Genomic DNA, 22924 nt, shown 5'->3' with positions numbered 1-22924 from the left:
ATCGCTGAGGCATGGCAGGCGAAGACAAGCTCCGGGAATACCTCAAACGGGCGCTCGCGGACGCGCGGCAGGCCCAGAAACGGCTACGGGAGATGGAATCCGCCGGGCGGGAGCCGATCGCGATCGTCGGCATGGCCTGCCGGTACCCCGGCGGCGTGCGCGGGCCGGACGAGCTGTGGCGGCTCGTGGCCGACGGCACGGACGCGATCACCGAGTGGCCGGAGAACCGCGGCTGGCGGACGGCGGAGCTGTTCGACCCGGACCCGGACCATCCCGGCACCAGCTACACGACCCGGGGCGGGTTCCTGCACGACGCCGACGAGTTCGACGCCGCGTTCTTCGGGATCAGCCCCCGGGAGGCGCTGGCGACGGACCCGCAGCAAAGGTTACTGCTGGAGCTTTCCTGGGAGGCGCTGGAGCGGGCCGGTATCCCGCCGCACACGCTGCGCGGCAGCCGCACCGGGGTGTTCACCGGCCTGGCCGGGGCGGACTACCAGCCCGCGCCCGCCGAGACGCCGGGCGAGCTGGAGGGCTATCTCGGGGTCGGGAACCTCGCCAGCGTCGCGTCGGGCCGGATCAGCTACACGCTCGGGTTCGCCGGTCCCGCGGTCACCGTGGACACCGCGTGTTCCTCTTCGCTGGTCGCGATCCACCTCGCCGGGCAGGCGCTGCGCACCGGCGACTGCGCACTGGCGCTCGCGGGCGGGGCCACCGTGATGTCGTCGCCGGGCGGGTTCATCGAGTTCTCGCGCCAGCGTGGCCTGGCCCCGGACGGGCGCTGCAAGGCGTTCGCCGCCGCGGCCGACGGCACCGGGTGGGCCGAGGGCGCCGGGCTGCTGGTGCTGGAACGGCTTTCCGACGCCGAACGCCTCGGGCACCGGGTCCTCGCTGTCGTCCGCGGCACCGCCGTGAACTCCGACGGCACCTCCAACGGGCTCACCGCACCGAACGGCACCGCGCAGCAGCAGGTCATCTCGCGGGCGCTGGCCGGGGCCGGGCTGTCACCGTCCGATGTGGACGCCGTGGAGGCACACGGCACGGGTACCCGGCTCGGTGATCCCATCGAGGCGAACGCGATCCTCGCCACCTACGGGCGCAACCGCGGCACCGCGGGGCCGGTGTGGCTAGGCTCGCTCAAGTCCAACATCGGGCACACCGCCGCCGCGGCCGGCGTCGGCGGGGTGATCAAGATGGTGCAGGCGCTGCGGCATGCGGAACTGCCGCGCACCCTGCACGTGGACGAGCCCACGCCGCACGTCGACTGGTCCGGCGGCTCGGTGCGGCTGCTCACCGAAAGCCGTCCGTGGCCCGAGAACGGGCGCCCTCGCCGCGCCGCGGTGTCGGCGTTCGGGGTCAGCGGCACCAACGCGCACCTCATCCTCGAACAGGCGCCGGAGCAGCCCGAACCGGAAGCCCGTCCCGACGACGGCGCGGCGCTGCCCTTCCTGTTGTCCGCCGGCAGCCCGGCGGGGCTGCGCGGCCAAGCCGCCGCGCTGGCGGATTTCCTCGACGGCACAACCGAAACCAATGCGGACATTGCGCACGCGCTGGCTACCGGGCGGAGCCGGCTGGAGCACCGGGCTGTCGTGGTCACCGGGTCACGAGAGGGGCTCGGTGCCGGGCTCGCGGCGCTGGCCGGGGACAGGCCGGCGGGCGGCACGGCGCGGGGCACGGTCAAGGACGGCGGGAAGCTCGCGTTCCTGTTCACCGGGCAGGGCAGTCAACGGCCCGGGATGGGGCTGGAGCTGTATGGCCGTTTTCCCGCCTACGCCAAGGCTTTCGACGCCGTGTGCGCCGAGCTCGACCAGCGGCTCAGGCGCCCGCTCGCCGAGGTGGTCCTCGGCGAACACGGGGACCTGCTCACCCGGACGGAGTTCACCCAGCCCGCGCTGTTCGCGGTCGAGGTCGCGCTGTTCCGGTTGCTGGAGTCCTGGGGCGTCCGGCCGGACCTGGTGGCCGGGCACTCCGTCGGCGAACTCGCCGCCGCCCATGTCGCGGGCGTGCTGTCCCTGCCCGACGCCGCGACCCTGGTCGCCGCGCGCGGGGCGCTGATCCAGGCCCTGCCGCCGGGCGGGGCGATGATGGCGGTGGAAGCCGGTGAGGAGGAAGTCCGTGCCGCGCTGGGCGATGAGCCTGGAGCCGGAATCGCCGCGGTGAACTCGCCTTCGTCAGTGGTGTTGTCCGGAGACGAGGAACCGGTACGCCGTGTCGCGGCCGCTCTCGGCCGCCGCAGGTCCGAGCTGCGGGTGAGCCATGCGTTCCACTCGCACCGGATGGACGGGATGCTCCTCGCCTTCCGTGACGTGGTCGGCAAGCTCGCGTTCGCGGCACCGGTGCTGCCACTCGTCTCGGGCCTCACCGGGAAGGTCGCCACCGCCGAGGAGGTCACCGCCCCGGAGTACTGGGCGGAGCACGTCCGCGCGCCCGTCCGCTTCGCCGACGCGGTGGCCACGTTGCGGGATGCGGGGGTGAACCGGTTTCTCGAAGCCGGGCCGGACGGCGTGCTCACGGCGATGGCACGCGAGACGCTCGGCGCGGAATCCCTTGTGCTGACGCCATTGTTGCGCCGGGACAGGCCCGAGGCGGCGACGCTGCTGTTCGCACTGGGCCAGGCACACGGCAGTGGTGTCGAGGTCGACTGGGGTGCGGTGCTCGGCGATGGAGAGCCACGGCGGCAGGTCGCGCTCCCCACATATGCGTTCCAACGGCGCCGTTACTGGCTCGAACGCACCGGCGTCGCCGGGGAAGCCGCGCGGCCGAGCGCCCGGCCGCCCGGGCCCGGTGCCGGACAGTCCCGTGCCGAACAGTCCTGGGCCGAGCGCTTCGCCGAGCTTCCCGGGGACGAACAGCTCCCGGCCGTGCTGGAGCTGGTGCGCGCCGAGGTCGCCGCGGTGCTCGGGCACGAGACGGCGGACGAGATCCAGCCGGACACTCCCCTGCCGGGTTTGGGCCTGGATTCGCTCAGTTCGCTGGAGCTGCGAGCCCGGCTGACGTCCGCGACCGGTCTGACGTTGCCCGGCACCCTGACCATCGAGCACCCGACTCCGGACGCCATCGCCGAGCACGTGGTCGCCCTCTTACGGGGCAAGGGTTCCGGTGCACCGCCGGTTGATCCGCTCGCCGCGGTCTATCTGAAGCTGTGTGAGGCGGAGCGGACCAGCGAAGCGGCTCAGGTGCTGATGGCCACCGCTGCGCTGCGCACCCGTTTCACCCTCGCCGAGCGCGGAGAGCACGCGGAGACGCCGGTTCGTCTGTCCACAGGGGACGGTGGCCCGGTCGTGGTGTGTTTCCCCGCGCTCACGGCGTTGTCGGGCCCGCACGAGTACACCCGGTTCGGCCGTGCCTTCGACGGTTCACGGGATGTGTTCGCCGTGCCCGCACCCGGGTACCGGCCGGGCAGCGCCGTCCCGGACGGGGAAGGGACCTTCGTCGAACTACAGGCCGATGTGGTGACGAACTTGGTGGGCGGTCGCCCTTTCGCCCTGGTCGGCCGCTCGCTCGGCGGTTGCGTCGCCCATGCCGTCGCCGCCAGCCTGGTGCGCCGGGGGCAGGCGCCGGCGGGCCTCGCGATGATCGACACCTACCCGATGGATGCCGCGGTCACGCCAGGCCTGGAATGGTGGCAACCGGCGCTGATCCACGGGATGCTCGACACGATGGGCAAACTGGACCTCACCCTCGGCGAGACCGGCCTGACGACCATGGGGGCCTACCTGAGCGTCTTCGGCGCCTGGCGTCCGGGGCCGATCCCGGTCCCCACGGTGCTGCTGCGCGCCGACCGGCGGTTGCCCGGGATGCCGAAGCAGGACTGGCGGGCCTTCTGGCCGCTCCCGCACGAGACGGTGGACATCGCCGGGGATCATTTCTCGGTGCTGGAGGAGCACTCGGCCACCACCGCCGCAGCGGTAGCGCGGTGGCTGGAATCCCAGCCCGGGTGACAACTCAGGTTGTCGAGGCGGCGGGCGCGAGCCAACTCGGGAGCGGGCCCGCGCCAGCACGCCGCCCACGAAGCAGGCCGCGCCCGCAAGCCGCCCACGAAGCAGGCCACGCCAGCACGCCGCCCACGGAGCGGGCCACGCCAACGGACCGCCCACGGCAAGCCCGCGCCCGCAAGCCGCCCACGGAACGGGCCACGCCCGCGGACCGCTCCCGAGTTGGCTTTCATCCCGTCGCCTGCGACCCGGAAATCACTTTGCCCTGGGCCCGGACCCTGCCTCGGATCCGCCACCCGACAACGCAAGCGTGCGGGCCCAGGGGACAGTGATACTCCTGGAAGTCGGCGACGGGATGAAACCCAACTCCCACCCAGCCACCTCGAAAACCGGCGGCCGAGCTACGAACCCCCCGTCATCCTGGAGCCAGCCCCTCCGGCGAGGAGATCCTGGGGCTTTTCCCTTGCGTCGTAATGGCTCAAGACGCAATAGCAACGGACGCGCGCGGAGCGCGCTGTGTGCACCCCTCCCTCGCCCCGATCTTTGAGTGTTCGCGGCCCCGGAAGGGCAAGTGCGGCTGGGGATCGGGCAAGGGAGGGGCGTGGGGTGCTCGCGGCCGCATCGCCGGTCGGCGGTCAGCGGTCGGCGCGCGATCTATCCCCGGATCGACAACTGAAGTTGTCGCTCAGCCCGACGCGGCGGACCGCAACCCGGCAACCTGGGCGACAACCTTGGTTGTCACTCCGTATCCAGGGCGTTCGGCCAGCGTTTGCGGGCCGCCTGCCTCGTGATGCCCAGCAAACGACCCACATCGCCGTACGAGGCACCGGCCGCGAGTGCGGCCCGGGCAGCGTCGTCGACGCTCTCCGCGGCAGCGCGCCGGGCGGCTTCGGCTTCGGCCAGGCGGGCCAGCTCCACCGGGGCCTCTTCGTGCTCGACCGGCAGGCCGGTCATCACCAGCGGCCGCAGGCACGGGCCGAGCAACTCGACCAGACGATCCGCCGGCGCGTCCGCGATCCCGGGGATCCGCAACAGGTACCGCGCGGTCAGCAAACCGAGCACGAGCGAGCCGACCAGCGCCGACCGGAGATCCGAGTCCGGACCGGTCAGCACCCTGGTCCACGGGCTGCCATGCGGGTTCACCACCGCACACCGCACGGCATGCGCGGCCTCGGGATGGGTGAGCATCGAGCGCAGCACGGGCATGCTCCGGTCGGCCTTGCCGTCCACATCGGCCAGCGCGTGCCGCAGGATCCGCTCGCCGAGCAGCTCGGGCGGGCCCTCCATCGCACCGTCCAGGGTGACGGCGATGTCGGCGACCTCGTCGAACAGCGCGCTCTTCGTCCCGAAGTGCTGCATAACCAGCGCGGGATCGACCCCGGCCCGCTGCGCGATGCCGCGGATGGTGGTCTCGAGGTACCCGTGCTCGGCGAAAAGCTCGCGCGCGGCCTCGGAAATCTGGCGCCTGGTCTGGGTGCGCCGCTCGGCCCGGCTCGGCGGAACCGGCGCCGCCGGCACGGCGGTCAGCTCACGTGTCACGACAGCCTCGCTCTACGGATGTTGACCGAATCCTCGGCCTTCCCTATGCTCATCCCAGTATACAAGCGTCGAGCGGACAACGACGGTCCCGGCGCGAACCACCCGCCAGATCTCCGGACAGGGATGAGATGCCGAGCCAGGAACAACCCCCAGCAGCGGTCACCGACGAGGCGCCGGTGCCGGACAAACACGCCGACCGGCGGCTGAGCATCGCGCTGACGGTGATCGTCACCTGCCAGCTGATGGTGTCGGTGGACAGCAACGTCGTGAACATCGCGCTGCCGAAAATCCAGGCGGGCCTGAGCTTTTCGCCGACCGCGCTGGCGTGGGTGTTCAGCGCCTACTCGCTCGCCTACGGCGGGCTGCTGCTCCTCGGCGGCCGCGCGAGCGACATCCTCGGCCGGAAGCGGATGTTCACCTGGGGCCTCGGGCTGGTCGTCGCCGCCTCCGTCCTCGGCGGCTGCGCGCCCACCGAGGGCCTGCTCATCGCGGCCCGCGCGCTGCAGGGCGTCGGGTTCGCGTTCTCCGGGCCCGCCGCGCTTTCCCTGCTCGCGGCCACGTTCCCCGAGGGGCCGAAGCGGACACGCGCGCTCGGCGCGTTCTCGATGGTCACGGGGCTGGGCATCACGCTCGGCCTCGTCCTCGGCGGGGTGCTCACGATGGCGAGCTGGCGGCTCGTGTTCTTCATCAACGTGCCGATCGGCGTGGCCACCATCCTGCTCGCCCGCCCGTACCTGACCGAGACCGAACGCCACCCCGGCCGGTTCGACCTCGCCGGCGCGCTCACCTCCACGCTCGGCATGGCCAGCATCGTGTACGGCTTCACCCATGCCTCCACGGCAGGCTGGACCGACACCACCACGCTGCTCTCGTTCGTCGTCGGCGTGGTGCTGCTCGGCGTGTTCGTGCTCGTGGAAAAGCGCGCGGCGTCGCCGATCATGCCGCTGCACCTGCTCGCGCAGCGGACCCGCGCGGGCGCCTACTCCTCGTTCGTCTTCCTGATGGCCGCGATGGCGGGGGTCTACATCCTGCTGTCGCTGTTCGTGCAGGACGCGCTCGGGTTCAGTCCCTTGGTGGCGGGGCTGGCCTTCCTGCCGATGGCGGTCGTGCAGTTCTTCGCCGCCCGCTCCGCGCCGAAGCTCATCCCCCGCTTCGGCATGAAACCCGTGCTGATCGCGGGCGTCACGCTGATGCTCGCGGAAGCCTTGTGGCTCACCACGACCGGCACCGGCAGCACCTACTTCACCGGTCTGCTCGGCCCGTTCATCCTCCTCGGCGCCGGGCTCAGCCTCGCTTTCGTGCCACTGAACATGACGGTGCTGGGCGGGCTCGCCCGCCAGGACACCGGCGCGGCGTCCGGGCTCCTGCAGGCCGCACAGCAGGTCGGGCTTTCGCTCGGCGTGGCCATCCTGAGCACGATCTACCAGACGCAGCTCGGTGACGGGCATTCCCACGGCGAAGCGCTGGGCAAGGCCGTGATCGCCGCGGCCGGGTTCAGCGCCTGCGCGCTGCTGATCGCGATTTTCGTGATCAGGACAACGAAAACGGCCCGCTCGAAGGCGTGAACGCGGGGGATGCCCGGCGGGCCGGGCACACCCTGTTTCAAGCGCCACGGTTCATCGCGCGCACCAGGCCGCTGCCGGCGCCGGCGAACCGGGCCGCGAGGTCGCTCCTTCCGCTGACGTTCAGCTTGCGGTAGGCGCGCGTCAGATGCTGCTCGACGGTGCTCACGGTGATGTACAGCTCGCGCGCGATCTCCCGGTTCGTGCGGCCGCTGACCGCCAGCATCACCACCCGGCGCTCGGCCGCGCTGAGCACATCCCCGTCCCAGGCAACGGTTTCCGGCTCCCTGGCCTGCGGCACCATCGCGGCCGCGCCGGTCATCCCGGTCCGGGCCAGCCGGTGCAGCACCGGCTCCAGCTGGCGCTCCTCGGCCAGCCGCGCCGCCCGTTGCGCCGACAGGCCGGCCCGCCGGGTGGCGCCGAGGCTCTCCTGCGCGTCGCTCAGATCGACGAGCGTGTAGGCGAGCTGCACCCGGTCCGCGCAGTTCTCGAGCGCGTCGACCGCGCGCAGCAGCGTGCGCTCCCGTTCCGCCGGGTCGTCCTCGGTGGCCGCGAGCGTGCGCAGGGAAATCCCTTGCGTGCGCGGCTGGAGCACGGCGGGGCGGGCCAGTTGCTCCGCCGCCAGGTTCCGCGCCTGCCGCCGGTGCCCGAGCCGGAGCAGTGCCTCCACCGCGTCGGACCGCCACGGCACGAACGTCGGCAGATCGATCCCGCAGTCCTGCATGGAACGCCCGCAGGCGAGCAGATCGTCCAGCCCCGCGTGCAGCCGCCCGGCGGCGACCTGCCTGCGGCCCCGCGCGTAGAGGTAGTAGACACCGGACCGGGTCTCGAAAAACCCGTCCGGTACCTCGGTCAGCGTCAGGTCGGCCGTTTCCGGGGCGCCGACCGCGGTGTTCGAAATGAGCAGGTTCGCCATCACCGAACCGATCGCCACGCCCCAGGCCGAACGTGGCATCAGGCTGAGCGCGGCGCGGCCGTAACGGCGCGCGGAACGCATTTCCCCTTGGCGGATCGCGATTTCGGCGCGGGCGGAGGTGAGCAGGGCCTGCCAGGCCGGGGCCTGGCGCTCCGCCGTCTCCCGCAGCCAGTGATCACACCACTGCTCGGCCAGATCCGCCCGGTCCGCGTAGATCAGCGCCAGCACCGCGGACTGGATGGCGCACAGGGTGCCCTCGTCCAGCACGGTGGTCTTCAGCAGCCATTCCGCCGTCGGCACCGTGCTTTCGTCGGGCCCCGACCGCAGCACGCCCCCGAGCACCGCGGCGGCCTGCGTCAGCGGATCGGCCACCGCCATCGACCGCACACCACCGGGGACACCCGCGTCCGGCGCCGCCGTGATCAGCCGCGGATGCGCCGAGCCAAGCCATTCCCGGATCACATACAGCTCTGTCGCCGATCTTTCGTCCAGCTCGCCGGCGGCCCGCGTGAGCCGGTCCAGGATGAGCGCCGCCTCGTCCTGCCTGCCACGCCACAACAGCGGCCGCAGCAGCGCGACCATCTGATCCAGCCGCACCTTGTCCTCGCGCAGCGCGGTGAGCCGCGTTTCCAGGTGGCGCCAGGCGATGGCCGGGTTGAGCCGGAACTCGGCGCGCACCTTCAGCAGCACCACCGCCATCCGCTGCTCGTCGTCCTCGCACGCGGCTTCGGCCAGCCGCAGGCATCTGCCCGTCAGCTCCAGGTCGTCGCGGCGCAGCGCGTCCTCGGCAGTGGCGAGCAGGACATCGAGCGCCCACGGCTCCGCGCTGTGCCGCGCCGCCACGAGGTGCACGCCGATCCGGGGCGGATCGGCCGCCCTGTCGTGCAGCAGCCGGGCCGCCCGCCGGTGCAGCCCGGCCCTGTCCTCCGGCGGCAGTTCGGCGAGCACCGCGTCCCGCACGACCGGATGCCGGAAGCCGCCGGAGTCCAGCAGGCCCGCGTCCTCCATCGCGCCGACGAGCCGGCTCGTGGTGTCCTCGTCCTCCTCGATCGTCCACGGCAGCAGGTCCGCCGACTCGGACTCGGCCAGTATCGCGAGGCTCCGCGCGATCCGGAGGAACCGGCGGCCACCGCGGTGCAGGCACGCGAGCGTGGCCGTCGCGAACTCCTTGCCGGGCAAGGGATCCTCGACCCGCTCCGCCGCCACGGCCTGATCCTCCAGCAGCGCCTTCAGCAGGAACGGGCTGCCGCCGGTGAGCCGGTGCCACGATTGCACGGCGCGGCCGTCCGCCTCCGCGCCGTGACGGCCGGCCAGGATGGCGCGGATCCCGTTGCGGGACAACGGGTCCGCGCGCAGCGCGGTGAACCGGGGGTGGCGCAGCAGCTCGGTGACCAGTACGGCGCGGGGCTGTCCGGCCGAGAGCGGACAGTCCAGCTGGGCCGCCACGATGGACACCCGCGCCGAGCGCAGCCTGCTGCCGAAGTACAGCAACGACTGCAGCGACGCGAGATCGACGAAATGCAGGTCGTCGATCACCAGCACCACCGGCGCCCGCCCGGCCAGTTCGGCGAGGCTCGCCCACAGCTCCTCGTTCGCCTCGTTGCGCAGGTACTCGCTCGGCCCGGCGGCCGAGGAGCCCGGCAGCCGGCACGCCCCGTCACCCAGCAGTTCCCGCGCGCGGCGGCGGCCCGCGGGCACCGGCAGCGTGCTGAACAACTGGTGCAGCACACCGAACGGCAGCTCGCTCTCCCGCGCCGTGCCGCACGCTTCCAGAACCAGCGCGCCTTGCGCCGCCGCCTTTTCCGCGAATGTCTTCAGCAATTCCGTTCTGCCGCCCGCGACGGGGCCACTGACGAGCGCCACGCCGCCGCGGCCCTCCCGGCAATCCCGGACGAGTCTGTCAAGAGCGGACAACTGTGATCTGCGTTCCACGAGCACCACGGACCCCCGCACTTTGCTGTTGAGGCTGGGAAAAACGGCCTGCGGTCAGGGAACGCCGTTGTCCGGCAAGGCCTCCCCCAGTGTCCGGCCTCGCCCGACTCCCCCGGAAAGGAGGAGTTGACCAACCTGGGACGTTACCGGAATGCCAGTAGGACGGCAACGAGTTTCCCGGAACCGAAGGAAACACGCGAGCCTAGATCAACAATTACGCGAATTCCGCGCCGAATTCCGGCGAATGAATTTCCGGTTTCCCGGCCACTGGGAGGTGACCCGAACGGGACTTGTCTCTGCTATTCACCGGTTCCGCTGAGGGGAATTCCCGGCGCCGCCGAAGATCGCGCGGTCGAGGTCGGGCCGCAGCTGGATGTACTCGTACTCGACGCCGTCGGGGTGGCGCGCCAGGAAACCGAGCCCCGCCGGACCGTCGAACGGCGGCAGCGTGATCTCCGCCCCCCAGCCCTCGACCAGCGCCCGCGTCGCCCCGGCGTCGTCCACGATGACCGGGCCGACGGTGCCGCGATAGCGGTCGAGGGCCTCCGGCGTCCCGGAAAGCACGCAGAACGGCCCCAGCAGGCAGATGTCGAACCGGCCGAACGTGACGCGCAGGACCGGTTCCTCGCCGGAAAGCTCGGCGAGGGTCTTGACGGTGGCTTCCAGATCCGGGGTGAGCACCCGGGAATACGTCTTGCGGATCATGTCGTACCTTCCTCGTGGACTCGCGCGGCAGGACGTGGCCCGCCGCGCAGGCTTTCGGTGAACGGCCCGCCGGAGCGCAGCCCGCGGCGCCACAGTCCGGGCATCAGCCCGCGGGTGATGGCCCGCAGATCATGGGGCAGCGCGCCGGGGCGCAACCGGAAACCGGACAGCCCGGCGGCGTGCCATCCGGTCAGCAGGTCGGCGAGCTGCCCGGGGGTTCCGGTGAAGATCAGCGCGTCGGAGATGTACGGCGCGCCCGCGACCGAGTCCAGGCGTGCCTTTCGCCGTATGGCGATTTCGGCGCTCTCGTCGAGAAAAACCACGAGCTCACCGAAAATCCGCACGTTGCCGGCCGCCCGGCCCGCTCGCTCCTGCTCGGCCCGGATCTCGCCGCGGACCGCCGCGATGTCCGTTTCGTCGCGCGGCGTCACGGACACGATGTCGGCGGCCCGGGCACCAAGCCGGTACGGCACGCTCATGTGCGCCAGGCAGAACACCGGCGGCAGCCCGCGCGCGGGGCTCCCCCACCGCGAGCGCAGCACCTCCACGTAACCGGCCGCCTCGTCGAAGCGTTCGGCCATCGCGCGCAGCTGTTCGGGCCGGGTGAAGTCCGGGACCCCGACGGCCGGGATGTGCCGCCGCCCGAAAAGCGCGGCCTCGTGCGCCTTTCCCGAGACCTGGATACGGATCCCGGCGCGGCCGCCGCTGAGCTGGTCCAGCGTGGCGATCGCCGCCGCGACCCGCACGGGATCGGTGTGCGTGACGACGACCGTCGGCAGCAGGCCGATCGTCGTGGTCAGCGGTGCGACGCGCGCGGCGACCAGCACCGCGTCCAGCCGCCCGCGCACCTGGTCCACCCGGTCGTCGGGCCGGTCGTAGTACGTGGACTGCAGGGCGAAGGAATCCTCGATCGTCACGAAGTCGATCCCACCGGCCTCGGCTTCGCGCACCAGCCCGGCCCAGTACACGGCCGTGCACAGTCCGGCCGGGTCCGCGGCGGCCTCCCGCCACGCTGCCGGATGCCATCCGGCAGCATCGAGTGCGACGCCGACATGCACCGGCTCAGCCCGCCACCAGCTGCAGGATTTCCCTTGCCACGAGGTCGTTTTCGCGGAACCCGAGCGCGTTGGCGCGTGGCCTGGAGAACGCGCCCGCGATCCGCAGCGTCGTATGCGGGCCGAGCGCGAAGCGGCGCGGATGCCGTTCGCCACGCGCGTCGATCAGCCAGCCGGAGATGCCGGTGGTGTGGATGCGGCCGGTGCACACCGTGACCCCGCTCTGCGTCAGCGCTTCTTCGCCGAGCCGGCCGCGGCCGTAGAGCGCCTGGACGAGCGGGTTGGTGGAACGCGACACGTCGGCACCGGGCAGGCGCGCGTCGACGAGCGTGGTGGCCTTGACCGTACGCGGGGATTTCGGGCTGCCACCAACGAAAAGCCCACTTCCCTCGTCCGCCTCCACCCACATGTCCGGGCCGGTGAACGACACGATCCCGGCGCGTTCCAGCGCGAGCAGCTCCCGCAGCCGCGGCGCGGGCGGGCCACTGCCCAGATAGCTGAAGAACCCGAACCACCAGCCATCCAGATCGACCGCCTGCGCCCGCGGGTCCAGCCTGCCTGTCGCGACGGCCGCGGGCAGCTGCCGGAACACCGACAGCATCGCCGTCACCGCACCGAGATCGGCGCTGTAGCGCGGATCCGCGCAGCGGGACAGCACGCTTTCGACGTGTTCGCGCACCCGCCCGGCCGGCTCTCCCGCGTCGCCGGGCGGCATCCCGGCCAGCGGGCGGTCGAGCGCGGTCAGGTCGAGCCTGTCGTCGCGCGCGGGCACGGCTTCGGCGACCAGCCGCGCCATCCCGTCGCTGCCCCAGTCCAGTTCCGCGTACCGGCGGGCGAACTCGGCGAACGTGAGGCGCACCCGCTCCGGATGCGCGGTGCACAGCTCGGTGTAGTAGCCCCAGCCGATTTCCTTGGCCATCAACGGCCACAGGTCGGCCCAGAACGAGATCGGGCCCGGGCGGGCGGCGAGCCGTCCGATCTCCGGCGGGCCGAAGAACCGGGGCAGCCGCGCGGGCGCCCCAACGAGTTTGTACCCGGGCTTGGGCCGGTACGGGACTCCCCGGCGGGAACCTACGTGCAGCACCGGCTCGGCGCCGGACGGCTGATACGTGACGGCGCCGTCGGCGGCGGTGTGGAACCGGCCGCCGCGGCCTTCGGTCAGCAGCGCCATCAGGTCCATGAACGCGAGCCCGAAACCCCGCACCAGCACCGGTTCCCCGGGTTCGATCGAGGACAGGTCGAGGTCGGCGGTGTAGGCGGGCGGGATGTAGCGGCGCCCGTGCCGCTCGGCGAACTCCGTCAGCTCACGGCCTGTCGCGCCGGGCTCGGCGTCCAGGTGCCCCAGGCTGAGCACGACCGCGTCGGCCCGCAGGGGCTCGGCTTCGCCGCGCAGCCACACCAGCTGTTCGCCGCCGTCTGCCTCGGTGAGGTCGACGGCCTCCACCGGGTGCAGCCGCACGTCGACGGTGTCCGGCCGGTTGTCCAGCACCCAGCGGTAGAACCAGCGCAGGTACGCGCTCTGCATACGACGTGTGTGGAAGGTGGCCGGGGTGGCCCCGGCCAGTTCGGTGGCGAGGTCCGGCGGGACGTCGGCGGTGAGCCGCCCGTCGCGGACCTGCTCGGCCCATTCGGCCAGCGTCGGGCCGGGACGCGCCGGGCCCTCGCACTGGACCGTCTCGTCGGTGAACACCGTGACGTCCGCGGCCTTGGAGTTCATCAGCAGCAAGGGAGACTGCTCGTAGCGCCACACCCGTCCCGCGCCCGGCGGGTACGGGTCGACGAGGTGCACGACGACCCGGCGGCGGCCGAGCAGGGTGGGCGCGCTGGCACAAAGCCGTTCCAGCACGCCGATTCCCTTCGGGCCGGCGCCGACGATCACGATCTGCACGGGAGTGGTCGGGGACATCGGGCCTCCGCGGGTTCAGCCGGGCAGCGAGAGCACCCGGCCGCCGGGCGGCGACGGATCCGCTCCCGGGCGGAGGGTGGTCACGGCGAGCAGTTCACGGGTGTACGGGTCACGGGGCTCGGCGAACACCCTGGCGGCGTCGCCTTCCTCCACCACGCGGCCGTCCTTCATCACCAGGATCCGGTCGCTGAGGTGGTGGATGACGCCCAGGTCGTGCGAGATGAACAGCAGCGCCAGCCCGAGCTCGTGCCGCAGGGTGGCGAGCAGGTCGAGGATCTGCGCCTGGATCGACACGTCCAGCGCGGACACCGGTTCGTCGCACACGATCAGCTCGGGCGACGGGGCGAGCGCCCTGGCGATGCCGACCCGCTGGCCCTGCCCGCCGGACAGCTCCCGGGGCCGCCTGCCCAGCAGCGTGCGGGACAGCCCGACGTGGTCGAGCAGTTCCGCGATGCGGGCCCGTCGCGCGCCACGCGGTACACCGGCGCGCGCGACCGCTTCGCCGAGGATGCCTTCCACGGTCAGTCGCGGGTCGAAGGAGCCGAGCGCGTTCTGCTGGATCGGCTGGAGGCGGGAGCGGTGCCGGCGGCGGGCCCGTTCCGGCAGTTCGCTCCAGGCCAGCCCGTCGAACGACACCCGGCCCTCGTCCGGGGTGGTCAGGCCCAGCACCATGCGGGCGGTGGTGGACTTGCCGGACCCGGATTCGCCGACGACCCCGAGCACCTCGCCGGTGTGGATCCGGAACGAGACGTCCCGCACCGCGTCGTGCCAGACGCGGCCGGCGCGGAACCGTTTGACGAGATTCTCGGCCTCGACGAGTACCCGGCCGGCGGGCGCCGCCGACGGGGCGGCCTGCCGTTCGCGCGTGACCGGGCCCGAAGGCGGGTGCCAGCACCGGAAGCCGTGCCCCTGGCCGGCGGCCACCGGTGCGGGCAGCTCCTCGCGGCAGCGGTCGTCCGACAGCGAACACCTTGCCGCGTAAGGACATCCGTGCTCCCCGGCCGGCGGGCGCGACGTGACCGAAGGCGCGAGCAGGCTGTTGCGGCTCTCCCCCGCCGGGACCGCCGCGAGCAGCGCCCGCGTGTACGGATGCCGCGGCTCGGCGAGGATCTCCCCGGCCGGGCCGGTTTCCACGATGCGGCCGCCGTACATCACGGCGACCCGGTCCGCGAGCCTGGCCACGACCGTCAGGTCGTGACTGATCAGCAGCAGCGACATGCCTTCGCCGCGCAGCTCGCCCAGCAGGTCGAGCACCTGCGCCTGCACCGTCGCGTCGAGCGCCGTCGTCGGCTCGTCGGCAAGCAGGAGCCGGGGCCCGGCGGCGATGGCTGCCGCGATGAGCGCCCGCTGGCGCAACCCGCCGGACAGCTCGTGCGGGTACTGGCGCGCGCGGCGTTCGGGCTCGGGCACGCCGACCTTGCCGAGCAGCGACAGCACTTCGGCCCGGGTTTCCGCGCGCCCGAGCTTCGCGTGCGTACGCGCCGCCTCGGCGATCTCGGATCCGCTGCGGCGCAACGGGTCCAGTGCGACCATGGCGTCCTGCAGGACCAGGGAGATCGCCCGGCCACGCAGCGCTCGCCACTGCGTTTCGCTGAGCGCGCGCAGGTCCGTGCCTTCGGAGCTGAGCTCGCGGGCCGAGACCGTGGCGCCGGAACCGGTGAGCCCCAGCAGGGTCCGCGCGGTGACGCTCTTTCCCGAGCCCGATTCGCCGATCAGCGCGAGGCATTCGCCGGGTCCGACGCGGAACGAGACGTCCCGCACCGCGTGCACCGGCCTGTCCCTGGTGCCGAAGGTGACGTCGAGCCCGTCGACGACCAGGCCGGTCATGAGTCCGTCCTTCCGGCCAGCCGGGTGCGCGCGTAGCGGCCCACCACGTTCACCGCGATCACGGTGATCGTGACGGCGGCACCCGGGAAAACGCCCACCCACCAGGCCGACGCGAGGATGTCCTTGCCGTCGGAGAGCATCGCGCCCCATTCCGGTGCCGGCGGCTGCAACCCCAGCCCGAAGAAGCTCAGCGCCGAGGAGTACAGCAGGGACGTGCCGAACCCGACCGTCGCCATCACCAGCAGCGGGCCGAGCGTGTTGGGCACGATGTGCTTGCACACCACGAAAATCCGCGGTGAGCCGAGGCTGGTGGACGCTTCCACGTAACCCGAGCGGCGGACCACCAGCGCCTCCGCCCGCACCAGCCGCGCGTAGAGCGGGACGAACGCCACCGCGACCGCCACGGCCACGTTCACCGTGCCGGAGCCCAGCACCGCGATCACCAGCAACGCCAAGAGCAACGCGGGCAGCGCGAGCAACACGTCCGCCACGCGCATCAGGATCTGGTCGAGCACCTTGCCGCCGAGCGCGGCGGCCAGGCCGAGCACGATGCCCCCGGCGACGGCCAGCACGGTGGCGATCGCGCCGAGCGCGAGCGCCGGGCGGGCGCCGTAGAGCACGCGGGTGAACACGTCGCGGCCGAGCTGGTCGGTGCCGAACCAGTGCGCCGGGCCGGGTGGCACCAGCGGCTGCAGGATGTCGGTGTCGGTGGGCGAGGCGTGGGTGAACAGCCCCGGCGCGATCGCGACCAGCACGATCAGGGCGAGCAGCACCCCGGCGGCCGTCACCGCCGGGCGCCGCAGGGCCCGGCGCGCGGGCAGGGTGAGTTCCGCGGTCGTCACGTGGCGGCCTCCTGGGTGCGGATGCGGGGATCGAGGGCGAGGTGGACGAGATCGACCACAGTGGACAGTGCGACGAACACCACGGCGGACAGCACGATCACGCCCATCACCACGGGCATGTCGCGGCTCGTCACCGCCTGTAGCACGAGCGAGCCGATACCCGGCCTGCCGAACACGGTCTCCACCGGCACGACCCCGCCGAGCAGGGTGCCGGTGACCCAGCCGGTGAGGGTCAACAACGGAGCGGCGGCGTGGCGGAACGCGTGCCGCAGGCGCACCGCCGTCCCGCTGAGCCCGCGGGCTCGTGCGGTCACGATGAACGGCTGGGCCAGCGCCGCCTCCAGCCCTTCCCGCAGCACCTGGGAAAGCACTCCGGCGATGGACAGCGCGAGGGTGATCGCGGGCAGCACGAGTGCGGCGAAGCTCTGCGCCCCGGCGACGGGGAACACGCGCAGCTGGAACGAGAACACCGTCAGCAGCAGGATGCCCACCCAGAACTGGGGCGCGGACGTGACCACCAGCTCGGCCGTCGACACGGTGCCCCGCGCCACCGGCCGCGCGCCCGCGGTGGTCACCGCCGCGACCGCGGCCAGCAGCAGGGCGAGCACCAGCGCGGCCACCGCCAGCTGCACCGTGGACCACAGCTGGTCGCCGATCAGCTTGGCCACCGGTTGCTGCAGCTGGTAGGACTCGCCCAGCCGCCCGTGCAGGAGGTCGTTCAGGTACCCGAGGTACTGCACGATGACCGGCCGGTCGAAGCCGTAGTCCTGGCGGACCTGGTCGCGCAGCGCGGGGGTGGCCATCGTGTTCGGGCCCAGCAGCCAGTCCACCGGGTCACCGGGAAGCAGTTGCAGCGCGATGAATCCCAGCGTCGCGGCGCCGAGCACCACGGCGACGGCGGCCAGCAGCCGCTTGCCGACGGCACGGGAAACGGTGCCCAGCACGGGGCCGGGCGCGATCGTCAACGCGGTCATCATGCCTTCCAGGCGTCGTAGAACAGCAGCCACGCGTTGGGGTCGAACGCCACCCCGTGCACGTTCTTCGCGAAGCCGTCGATGATCGCCGTGACGTACAACGGGACCATCGCGCCGAGTTCGAGCACCCGGCGCTGCACCTGGGAGTAGACCCCGTCCCGGCTCGCCTGGTCCGTTGTGGACGCTCCGGCGGCGGTCCACTGGTCCACCTGCGCGTCGGCGAGGTGCGCGACGTTGTCGCCCGCCGGCGGTTTGCTCCCGCTGGCGAAGAACAGCCGGAGCAGATCGGGCTCGGCCCTGGCCCAGCTCACCGTGAACAGGGCGAACCCGCCGGAGGCGACCCGCTGGTTGTACTCGGCGGCCGTCACGTTCGGGTGCGGGGCGTCGATGCCGATCCGGGCCAGATCCGCCTGCACCGCCTGGTCGAGCAGGGCACGCTGTTCACGGATGCTCGCGGCGGGCAGCGCCGGCCAGAACAGGCTCAGCCGCTGCCCGTCCTTGGTGCGGAACCCTTGTGCGTCGCGCGCCGTCCAGCCCGCCTCGTCGAGCAGCCGGCTGGCCTTGGCCGGGTCGTAATGCCGGGAGTTCTCCACGCCCGGGTCGTACGACGGGGTGGTCGGCGAGAGCGGCCCCCAGGACTGTTTGTACTGTCCGAAGTAGACCGCCTGCACGTCCTGCGTCACGTTGATCCCGGCCTGCACGGCCTGCCGCACGCGCTGGTCGTCCAGCGGCGCCGCGCTCGTGTTGAGGTAGAGACCGTAGGGCTCGCCGGGCTGGTCCATCCGCAGCAGCGCCACGCCCGAATCGGCCTCCACGGTTTTCACCTGCAGCGGCGGCACCGATTTCGCGCCGTCGATCTGGCCGCTGGTGAGGGCGCCGACGCGGGTGGAATCCTCCGGCAGCACCCGGAACACGAGCGAATCCAGGTACGCGGGCCCGGTGTGCGCCGCGTTCGCCGGGCCCCAGCGATACCCGGGGTTGCGGGTCAGCACGATGCTCTGTCCCTTGGTGTAGCTGGAAAACAGGAAAGGTCCGCTGCCGACGTCGGCCGGGCCGCCGGCGCAGAGCTTGTCCGCGTTCGCCGCCAGCGCCTTCGGCGAGTAGAAACCGAGATACGCCGTGCTGGCCGCCTGCAGGAACGGGGCGAAGGGCTGGGTGAAGTCGATCCGCACGGTGTACGGGTCGAGCACCTCCGTGCCGCGGTACGGGCCGAGCAGGTTCTTGGCGTACTGGGATTTGGTGGCGGGCGCGACGATGTGGTCGAAGTTCGCCTTCACGGCGTCGGCGTCGAACGGGGTGCCGTCGCTGAAGGTCACGTCGTGGCGGAGCCGGAACGTGTAGCTCTTCAGGTCGCCGGCCACCGTCCAGGATTCGGCCAGCCACGGGTGGAAGGTGTGCCCGGTGTCCTCGGAGACCAGCGAGTCGAACACGTTGCGCTGAATTTCGGCGACCATGTCCGCGGAGCTGGCGTGGATGTCGAAGCACGCGGGCGCGGTGTCGATGCCGTAGGTCACCGTTCCTCCCGCCTTCGGCGAGGACGCGCCGGCGTCCGCCCCGGTCCCGCCCGTGCAGCCGGACAGGGCCACGCAGACGATCAGGAACAGGGCGCTGAACAGGGGAAAAGCGGGGAGACGTCGCACGCCCTGGACCGTAACAACTGATCTCCACGGCGAGTTACCCCAGAAAACCTGGTGGGAACGCGCCCCGGAACAGGGGTGCCGATCCGGGAAAAATAGGGGTGTACAGGGGTAGCCGCGCCGCGCTAAGGAGTCTCCGCGGGAGCAAGCCATTGCCGGGTGACCGACTGGATCGCGGTGCCGTCGACGTCGGCGAGCTTCGCGGCGACGAACTCCCGGGAGAACTCGGAGGTCTGCAGCCGCAACGGCGGGCTGGGGTCGGTGAGCGCGAACAGCACGGTTTCCGCCACCTCGGCCGGGGTCTGCACCTCGTCGGCGATCATTTTGGGGATGTGCACGAGGTAGTTCTCGAAGGCCGGTTTGTAGGGGCCCGCGCCGGCGAGCATGGCCTGCCGGTCCACCGGGATGTTCTCGACGAACGACGACGAGATGGGGCCGGGCTCGATCACCGCGACGGTGACCCCGACCTCGGCGAGCACCGGAGCCAGGCTTTCCATGTATCCCTCCACCGCCGCCTTGGCCGCGCAGTAGGGCTCGTTGAACGGCTGGCCGACCACCCCGTAGGCGCTGCCGACGGTGATCAGCCTGCCGCCGGTGGCGCGCAGGTGCGGCAGCGCCGCCCGGCTGACCTCGAGCACGCCGAAGAAGTTCACCTCCACCGCGGCCCGGATCTGTTCCACCGCAAGGAGTTCGAGCGTGCCGACGCTGCCGACCCCGGCGTTGTTGACCACGGCGTCGAGGCGGCCGTAAGTGCGGAGCACCCCGTCCACGGCCTCGGCGACGGACTCGCTGTCGGTGACGTCGAGCCGCCGGATGTCCAGGTCCACCCCGGCTTCGGCGGCCGCCTCCTTGAGCGGGCCGGCGCCGTCGAGGTTCCGCAGGGTCGCCACGGTGGTGTAGCCGGCCTTCGCCGCGGCGATCGCGGCGGCGAGGCCGACCCCGGAGGAGGTGCCCGTGATGAGCACGGTTTTCGCGTTGTCGGTCATGGTCTGGACGCTAACGAAGGACTCCGGCGGCGGGTCACCCCAGAAACCGCCCCGGCGCCGGTAGGGGGCACCCCTGCTGAGTGCCTTTGGCCCTAGCTTTCCGCTCCCCTGCCGGGAAATGCTGAGGTACCAGGCGATGCGCGGGCGGTGCTGCCCGCGGGTGGGGAGTTGATGGTGAGTTACGAACCGGAGGGACGCCACCGCTCCCCCATCGTCGGTGACCTCAACCTGCCGCCGGACGGGGAAACCCCTGGCTCCGGCGAGCAGGTGCCGATGCTCGTCGAGCTCAACGTCAACTACCCGGGCGGCCTCGCCGCCGTCCGCCGGGAGTTCTACGCGCTGTGGCGGGAATTCGCCGACGTGGCGGGCGGCTGGTGGCCCGAGGACGAGGATCCCGCGAACCTCGTGGAGCCACGGGTGCCGTCCGGCCTGGCGCTGATCGCCCCGAAGCTGTACCAATGCGTGCTGACCCGGGCCGATCTGCGGCGCATGGTGCAGCGGGACCACGAGCGCGCCGAAGGCCGCCCGCCCACGATCTTCCGGGTGTGGCCGGACTACCCGCTGCACCCGCAGATCGACCGGTCCGCGCCGACGGTGAAGGCCAACGCGGCCTGGCAGTCCTACGGCGCCCGCGGCCGCGGCATCGTGTGGGCGGTCATCGACAGCGGGATCGACGCCGGCCACCCGCATTTCGGCGGGCTGGAGCTGGCGCACGACGACGCGGCCTCGCTGCGCGGTCAGACCAGCAGGCTGCACCGCGATTTCAGTTACTACGTCGACCCCGGCGGCAACGGCCCGGTCTCCGGAGCGGGCGACGACCCCAAGCGGGCCCTGGTGGACGAAGCCGGGCACGGCACACACGTCGCCGGGATCATCGCCGGGTGCACCCCCGAAGGCGCACACCCGTATGTCGCGGAATCCGACGACCCGGGCAACGCGGGTTACGTGCAGCGCGCCCACGTCGGCACGTTGTCGGGGATGGCGCCCGAATGCGAGCTGCTGAGCATCAAAGTCATGCGCCGCAAGCCGACGGGCGTGTGGGTCACGTCGTCGAGCGCGGTGATCCGGGCGCTGACGTACCTGCGCACCGAGGTCAACATCGATCCGGGCGTGCCGCGGGTGCACGGGGTGAACCTGAGCCTCGGCGTCGAGTGGAAACCCGACCAGTACGCGGCGGGCCAGTCGCCGTTGTGCCAGGCCGTGAACCAGCTCGTGGCCGCGGGCGTGGTCGTGGTCGTCTCCGCCGGGAACTACGGCGCCCGCACCGCGGCCGGGGAGACGTCGAACACCTCGGCGGTGCTGGGCTCGATCACCGAACCGGCGCACGCCGAGGACTGCATCGCCGTGGGCTCGACCCATCGCGACGCGCCGCACGCGTTCGGCGTGACGTGGACGTCCGGCAAGGGGCCTACCCTCGACGGGCGCCGGAAACCGGACGTGGTCGCGCCCGGCGAGTGGATCTCCTCGGCCGCCACCGGGGAAGTCCGGGACCGCGCCGGGCTGACTCCCCCGCCCGGCGCCCCGCCGGAGGAGTTCCTCACCTACGCCGAGCAGTCCGGCACCTCGATGGCGGCGCCGCACGTTTCCGGCGTCGTCGCGGCGTTCCTGTCCGCCCGGCCGGAGTTCATCGGCAGGCCGCGCCAGGTCAAGGCGCTGCTCACCGACAGTGCGATCGACCTCGGCCGCGAGCGGTACGCCCAGGGCGCCGGGCTGGTCGATCTGATGCGCATGCTCGCCAACGTGTGACAGGAAGGACGGCAGCCATGAAACGGTTGAGTACCGGCGAAGCCGAATGGGATCTGGTCTTCGACGAGAAGGGCGGTATCCCCGATCAGGACAGAGCGAACTTCCTCGACGAGGTGGCGGCCGAGGCGCCCAGCGATCTTTTCCTGTTCAGCCACGGGTGGGGCACCGCGCAGAACGACGCCCGGTCCTTGTACGACAGCATGTTCCCGATGATCCGCGACGCCGGGACCTCCCTGGGGAAACTGGGGTTCGCCGGGATCTACTGGCCTTCGCTGTGGTTCCCGCCCACGCCTGCGATCGCACCCCCGCAGGCCGGTTCGACGCAGGCCGACGCGGGCGCCGTGGTCGATCTCAACGCGGGTACGGCGGCGGTTTCCGGCGCGGAGATCGCGAAGTCACTCGCACCGGGTTTTCCCGACGAGGCCCAGCGCAAGGCGCTCACCGAACTGGGCGGGCTCATCGACGACGCGGAAAAGCCTTCCGTCGCACCACAAAGCGAGCAGTCGAAGGAACAGACCCTGGCGCACATCCACGAGCTGCTGCAGTCGCTCGTCCCGCCGCCGCGCGACGAGCCGGAGGATTCGGGGGAACTGTCCCTGTTGCTCACCGACGATCCGAAGACCGCCTACGGCGCCGTCGCGGAGGCGTTCGGCAGCGCACCACCGGGTTCCTCGGCACAGGGCATCGGCGACTGGTTCGGCCGCGCCGTCGCCGGGGCGAAGGACGCCGTGCGAGTGCTCTCCTACAACATCATGAAGACACGCGCCGGTGACATCGGCCGAAGTGGACTCGGCCCGTTGCTGCGGCAGCTGCACACGCGGGCTCCGGACGTGCGGGTGCACCTGCTGGGGCACAGTTTCGGCGCACGCCTGGTCTCGTTCGCGCTCGCCGGAATCGATTCGCCGGGAAACAGCCCGGTGCATTCGCTGCTGCTGCTGCAGGGCGCCTTCTCGCATTGGGCTTTCTCGCCCGCGCAAGGAAATCCGTTCGGCCGCCCCGGCGCGCTGAACGGCATGGGCGACCGGGTGCACGGTCCGCTGCTGGCCACCTACAGCGAATTCGACTGGGCGGTCGGCGTCTGGTATCCGCGGGCTTCGTTCCTGACCGGCGAGGGGTTGCAAGCCAAGGAAGCGGACCGCTGGGGCGGGATGGGCTCGGACGGCTATCAGGACGTGGATCCCAGCGCGGAAGCGAGGATCCCGGCCGGGCTGCCACCACGGTTCGAGCCCGGCACGTTCTACCGCGTCCACGCCGGGGACGTGATCAACAACGTGCGGGGGAGTTCGTTCTCCGGCGCCCATTCCGACATCCGCAAACCGGAGATCGCGGAACTGGCCGTGCTCGCCGCGCGCACCGCGTGAGAGC

The 22924-nt window shown here is 71.9% G+C and carries 13 protein-coding genes and 1 pseudogene; 4 read left to right on the top strand and 10 right to left on the bottom strand.

Annotated elements, in window-relative coordinates:
• Positions 1-11: 11 nt before the first annotated feature.
• Positions 12-3938, top strand: a pseudogene (locus VHD82_RS19085) (type I polyketide synthase); the annotation flags it as partial.
• 732 nt (positions 3939-4670) lie between these two features.
• Here the strand turns inward: VHD82_RS19085 and VHD82_RS19080 are convergent.
• Positions 4671-5471, bottom strand: a complete 801-nt coding sequence (locus VHD82_RS19080) for a TetR family transcriptional regulator (RefSeq protein ID WP_325705273.1) — start codon at positions 5469-5471, stop codon at positions 4671-4673.
• Positions 5472-5599: 128 nt separating this feature from the next.
• Between VHD82_RS19080 and VHD82_RS19075 the strand changes: the two genes are divergently transcribed.
• Positions 5600-7036: an MFS transporter gene (locus VHD82_RS19075; RefSeq protein ID WP_325705271.1), complete on the top strand. Its 1437-nt coding sequence runs from the start codon at positions 5600-5602 to the stop codon at positions 7034-7036.
• A 37-nt stretch (positions 7037-7073) separates the two neighbouring features.
• On the opposite strand, the gene VHD82_RS19070 is transcribed toward VHD82_RS19075, so the two are convergent.
• The 9 genes from VHD82_RS19070 to VHD82_RS19030 form a co-directional block, all read right to left on the bottom strand.
• Positions 7074-9881 (bottom strand): helix-turn-helix transcriptional regulator, encoded by a 2808-nt coding sequence (locus VHD82_RS19070; protein ID WP_325705407.1) that lies wholly within the window; start codon positions 9879-9881, stop codon positions 7074-7076.
• Positions 9882-10184: 303 nt separating this feature from the next.
• On the bottom strand, positions 10185-10586 hold the full coding sequence (locus VHD82_RS19065) for a VOC family protein (protein WP_325705268.1): 402 nt from the start codon (positions 10584-10586) through the stop codon (positions 10185-10187).
• Positions 10583-11644 carry an LLM class flavin-dependent oxidoreductase gene (locus VHD82_RS19060; protein WP_325705265.1) on the bottom strand — a complete coding sequence of 354 codons (1062 nt, stop codon included), beginning with the start codon at positions 11642-11644 and terminating at the stop codon, positions 10583-10585. Before VHD82_RS19060 ends, VHD82_RS19065 begins: the two co-directional genes overlap by 4 nt.
• A 4-nt stretch (positions 11645-11648) precedes the next feature.
• Entirely contained in the window at positions 11649-13547 is a 1899-nt protein-coding gene (locus VHD82_RS19055) for an FAD/NAD(P)-binding protein (RefSeq protein WP_325705262.1), read from the bottom strand.
• A 15-nt stretch (positions 13548-13562) separates the two neighbouring features.
• Positions 13563-15374 (bottom strand): ABC transporter ATP-binding protein, encoded by a 1812-nt coding sequence (locus VHD82_RS19050; RefSeq protein ID WP_325705259.1) that lies wholly within the window; start codon positions 15372-15374, stop codon positions 13563-13565.
• Positions 15371-16216, bottom strand: a complete 846-nt coding sequence (locus VHD82_RS19045) for an ABC transporter permease (RefSeq protein WP_325705256.1) — start codon at positions 16214-16216, stop codon at positions 15371-15373. Before VHD82_RS19045 ends, VHD82_RS19050 begins: the two co-directional genes overlap by 4 nt.
• Positions 16213-17190, bottom strand: coding sequence for an ABC transporter permease (locus VHD82_RS19040; protein ID WP_325705253.1), 978 nt, complete (start codon positions 17188-17190; stop codon positions 16213-16215). Before VHD82_RS19040 ends, VHD82_RS19045 begins: the two co-directional genes overlap by 4 nt.
• Entirely contained in the window at positions 17190-18830 is a 1641-nt protein-coding gene (locus tag VHD82_RS19035) for an ABC transporter substrate-binding protein (protein ID WP_325705250.1), read from the bottom strand. Before VHD82_RS19035 ends, VHD82_RS19040 begins: the two co-directional genes overlap by 1 nt.
• A 122-nt stretch (positions 18831-18952) precedes the next feature.
• Complete coding sequence (locus tag VHD82_RS19030) at positions 18953-19813, bottom strand: SDR family oxidoreductase (RefSeq protein ID WP_325705247.1); 861 nt, start codon at positions 19811-19813, stop codon at positions 18953-18955.
• A gap of 174 nt (positions 19814-19987) precedes the next feature.
• On the opposite strand from VHD82_RS19030, the gene VHD82_RS19025 reads away from it, so the two are divergent.
• Both VHD82_RS19025 and VHD82_RS19020 read left to right on the top strand, forming a co-directional pair.
• Positions 19988-21559, top strand: coding sequence for a S8 family peptidase (locus tag VHD82_RS19025; protein ID WP_325705245.1), 1572 nt, complete (start codon positions 19988-19990; stop codon positions 21557-21559).
• Positions 21560-21576: 17 nt separating this feature from the next.
• On the top strand, positions 21577-22920 hold the full coding sequence (locus VHD82_RS19020; protein ID WP_325705243.1) for a hypothetical protein: 1344 nt from the start codon (positions 21577-21579) through the stop codon (positions 22918-22920).
• Positions 22921-22924 lie beyond the last annotated feature (4 nt).

Source organism: Amycolatopsis sp., assembly GCF_035546795.1.
Lineage (GTDB): Bacteria > Actinomycetota > Actinomycetes > Mycobacteriales > Pseudonocardiaceae > Amycolatopsis_E.
This window is presented reverse-complemented; position numbering and strand designations above follow the sequence as displayed.

Coding starts and splice junctions, on each gene's coding strand:
- VHD82_RS19075 (WP_325705271.1), top strand. CDS start 5,600: ATGCCGAGCCAGGAACAACCCCCAGCAGCGGTCACCGACGAGGCGCCG.
- VHD82_RS19065 (WP_325705268.1), bottom strand. CDS start 10,586: ATGATCCGCAAGACGTATTCCCGGGTGCTCACCCCGGATCTGGAAGCC.
- VHD82_RS19055 (WP_325705262.1), bottom strand. CDS start 13,547: ATGTCCCCGACCACTCCCGTGCAGATCGTGATCGTCGGCGCCGGCCCG.
- VHD82_RS19050 (WP_325705259.1), bottom strand. CDS start 15,374: ATGACCGGCCTGGTCGTCGACGGGCTCGACGTCACCTTCGGCACCAGG.
- VHD82_RS19040 (WP_325705253.1), bottom strand. CDS start 17,190: ATGACCGCGTTGACGATCGCGCCCGGCCCCGTGCTGGGCACCGTTTCC.
- VHD82_RS19030 (WP_325705247.1), bottom strand. CDS start 19,813: ATGACCGACAACGCGAAAACCGTGCTCATCACGGGCACCTCCTCCGGG.
- VHD82_RS19020 (WP_325705243.1), top strand. CDS start 21,577: ATGAAACGGTTGAGTACCGGCGAAGCCGAATGGGATCTGGTCTTCGAC.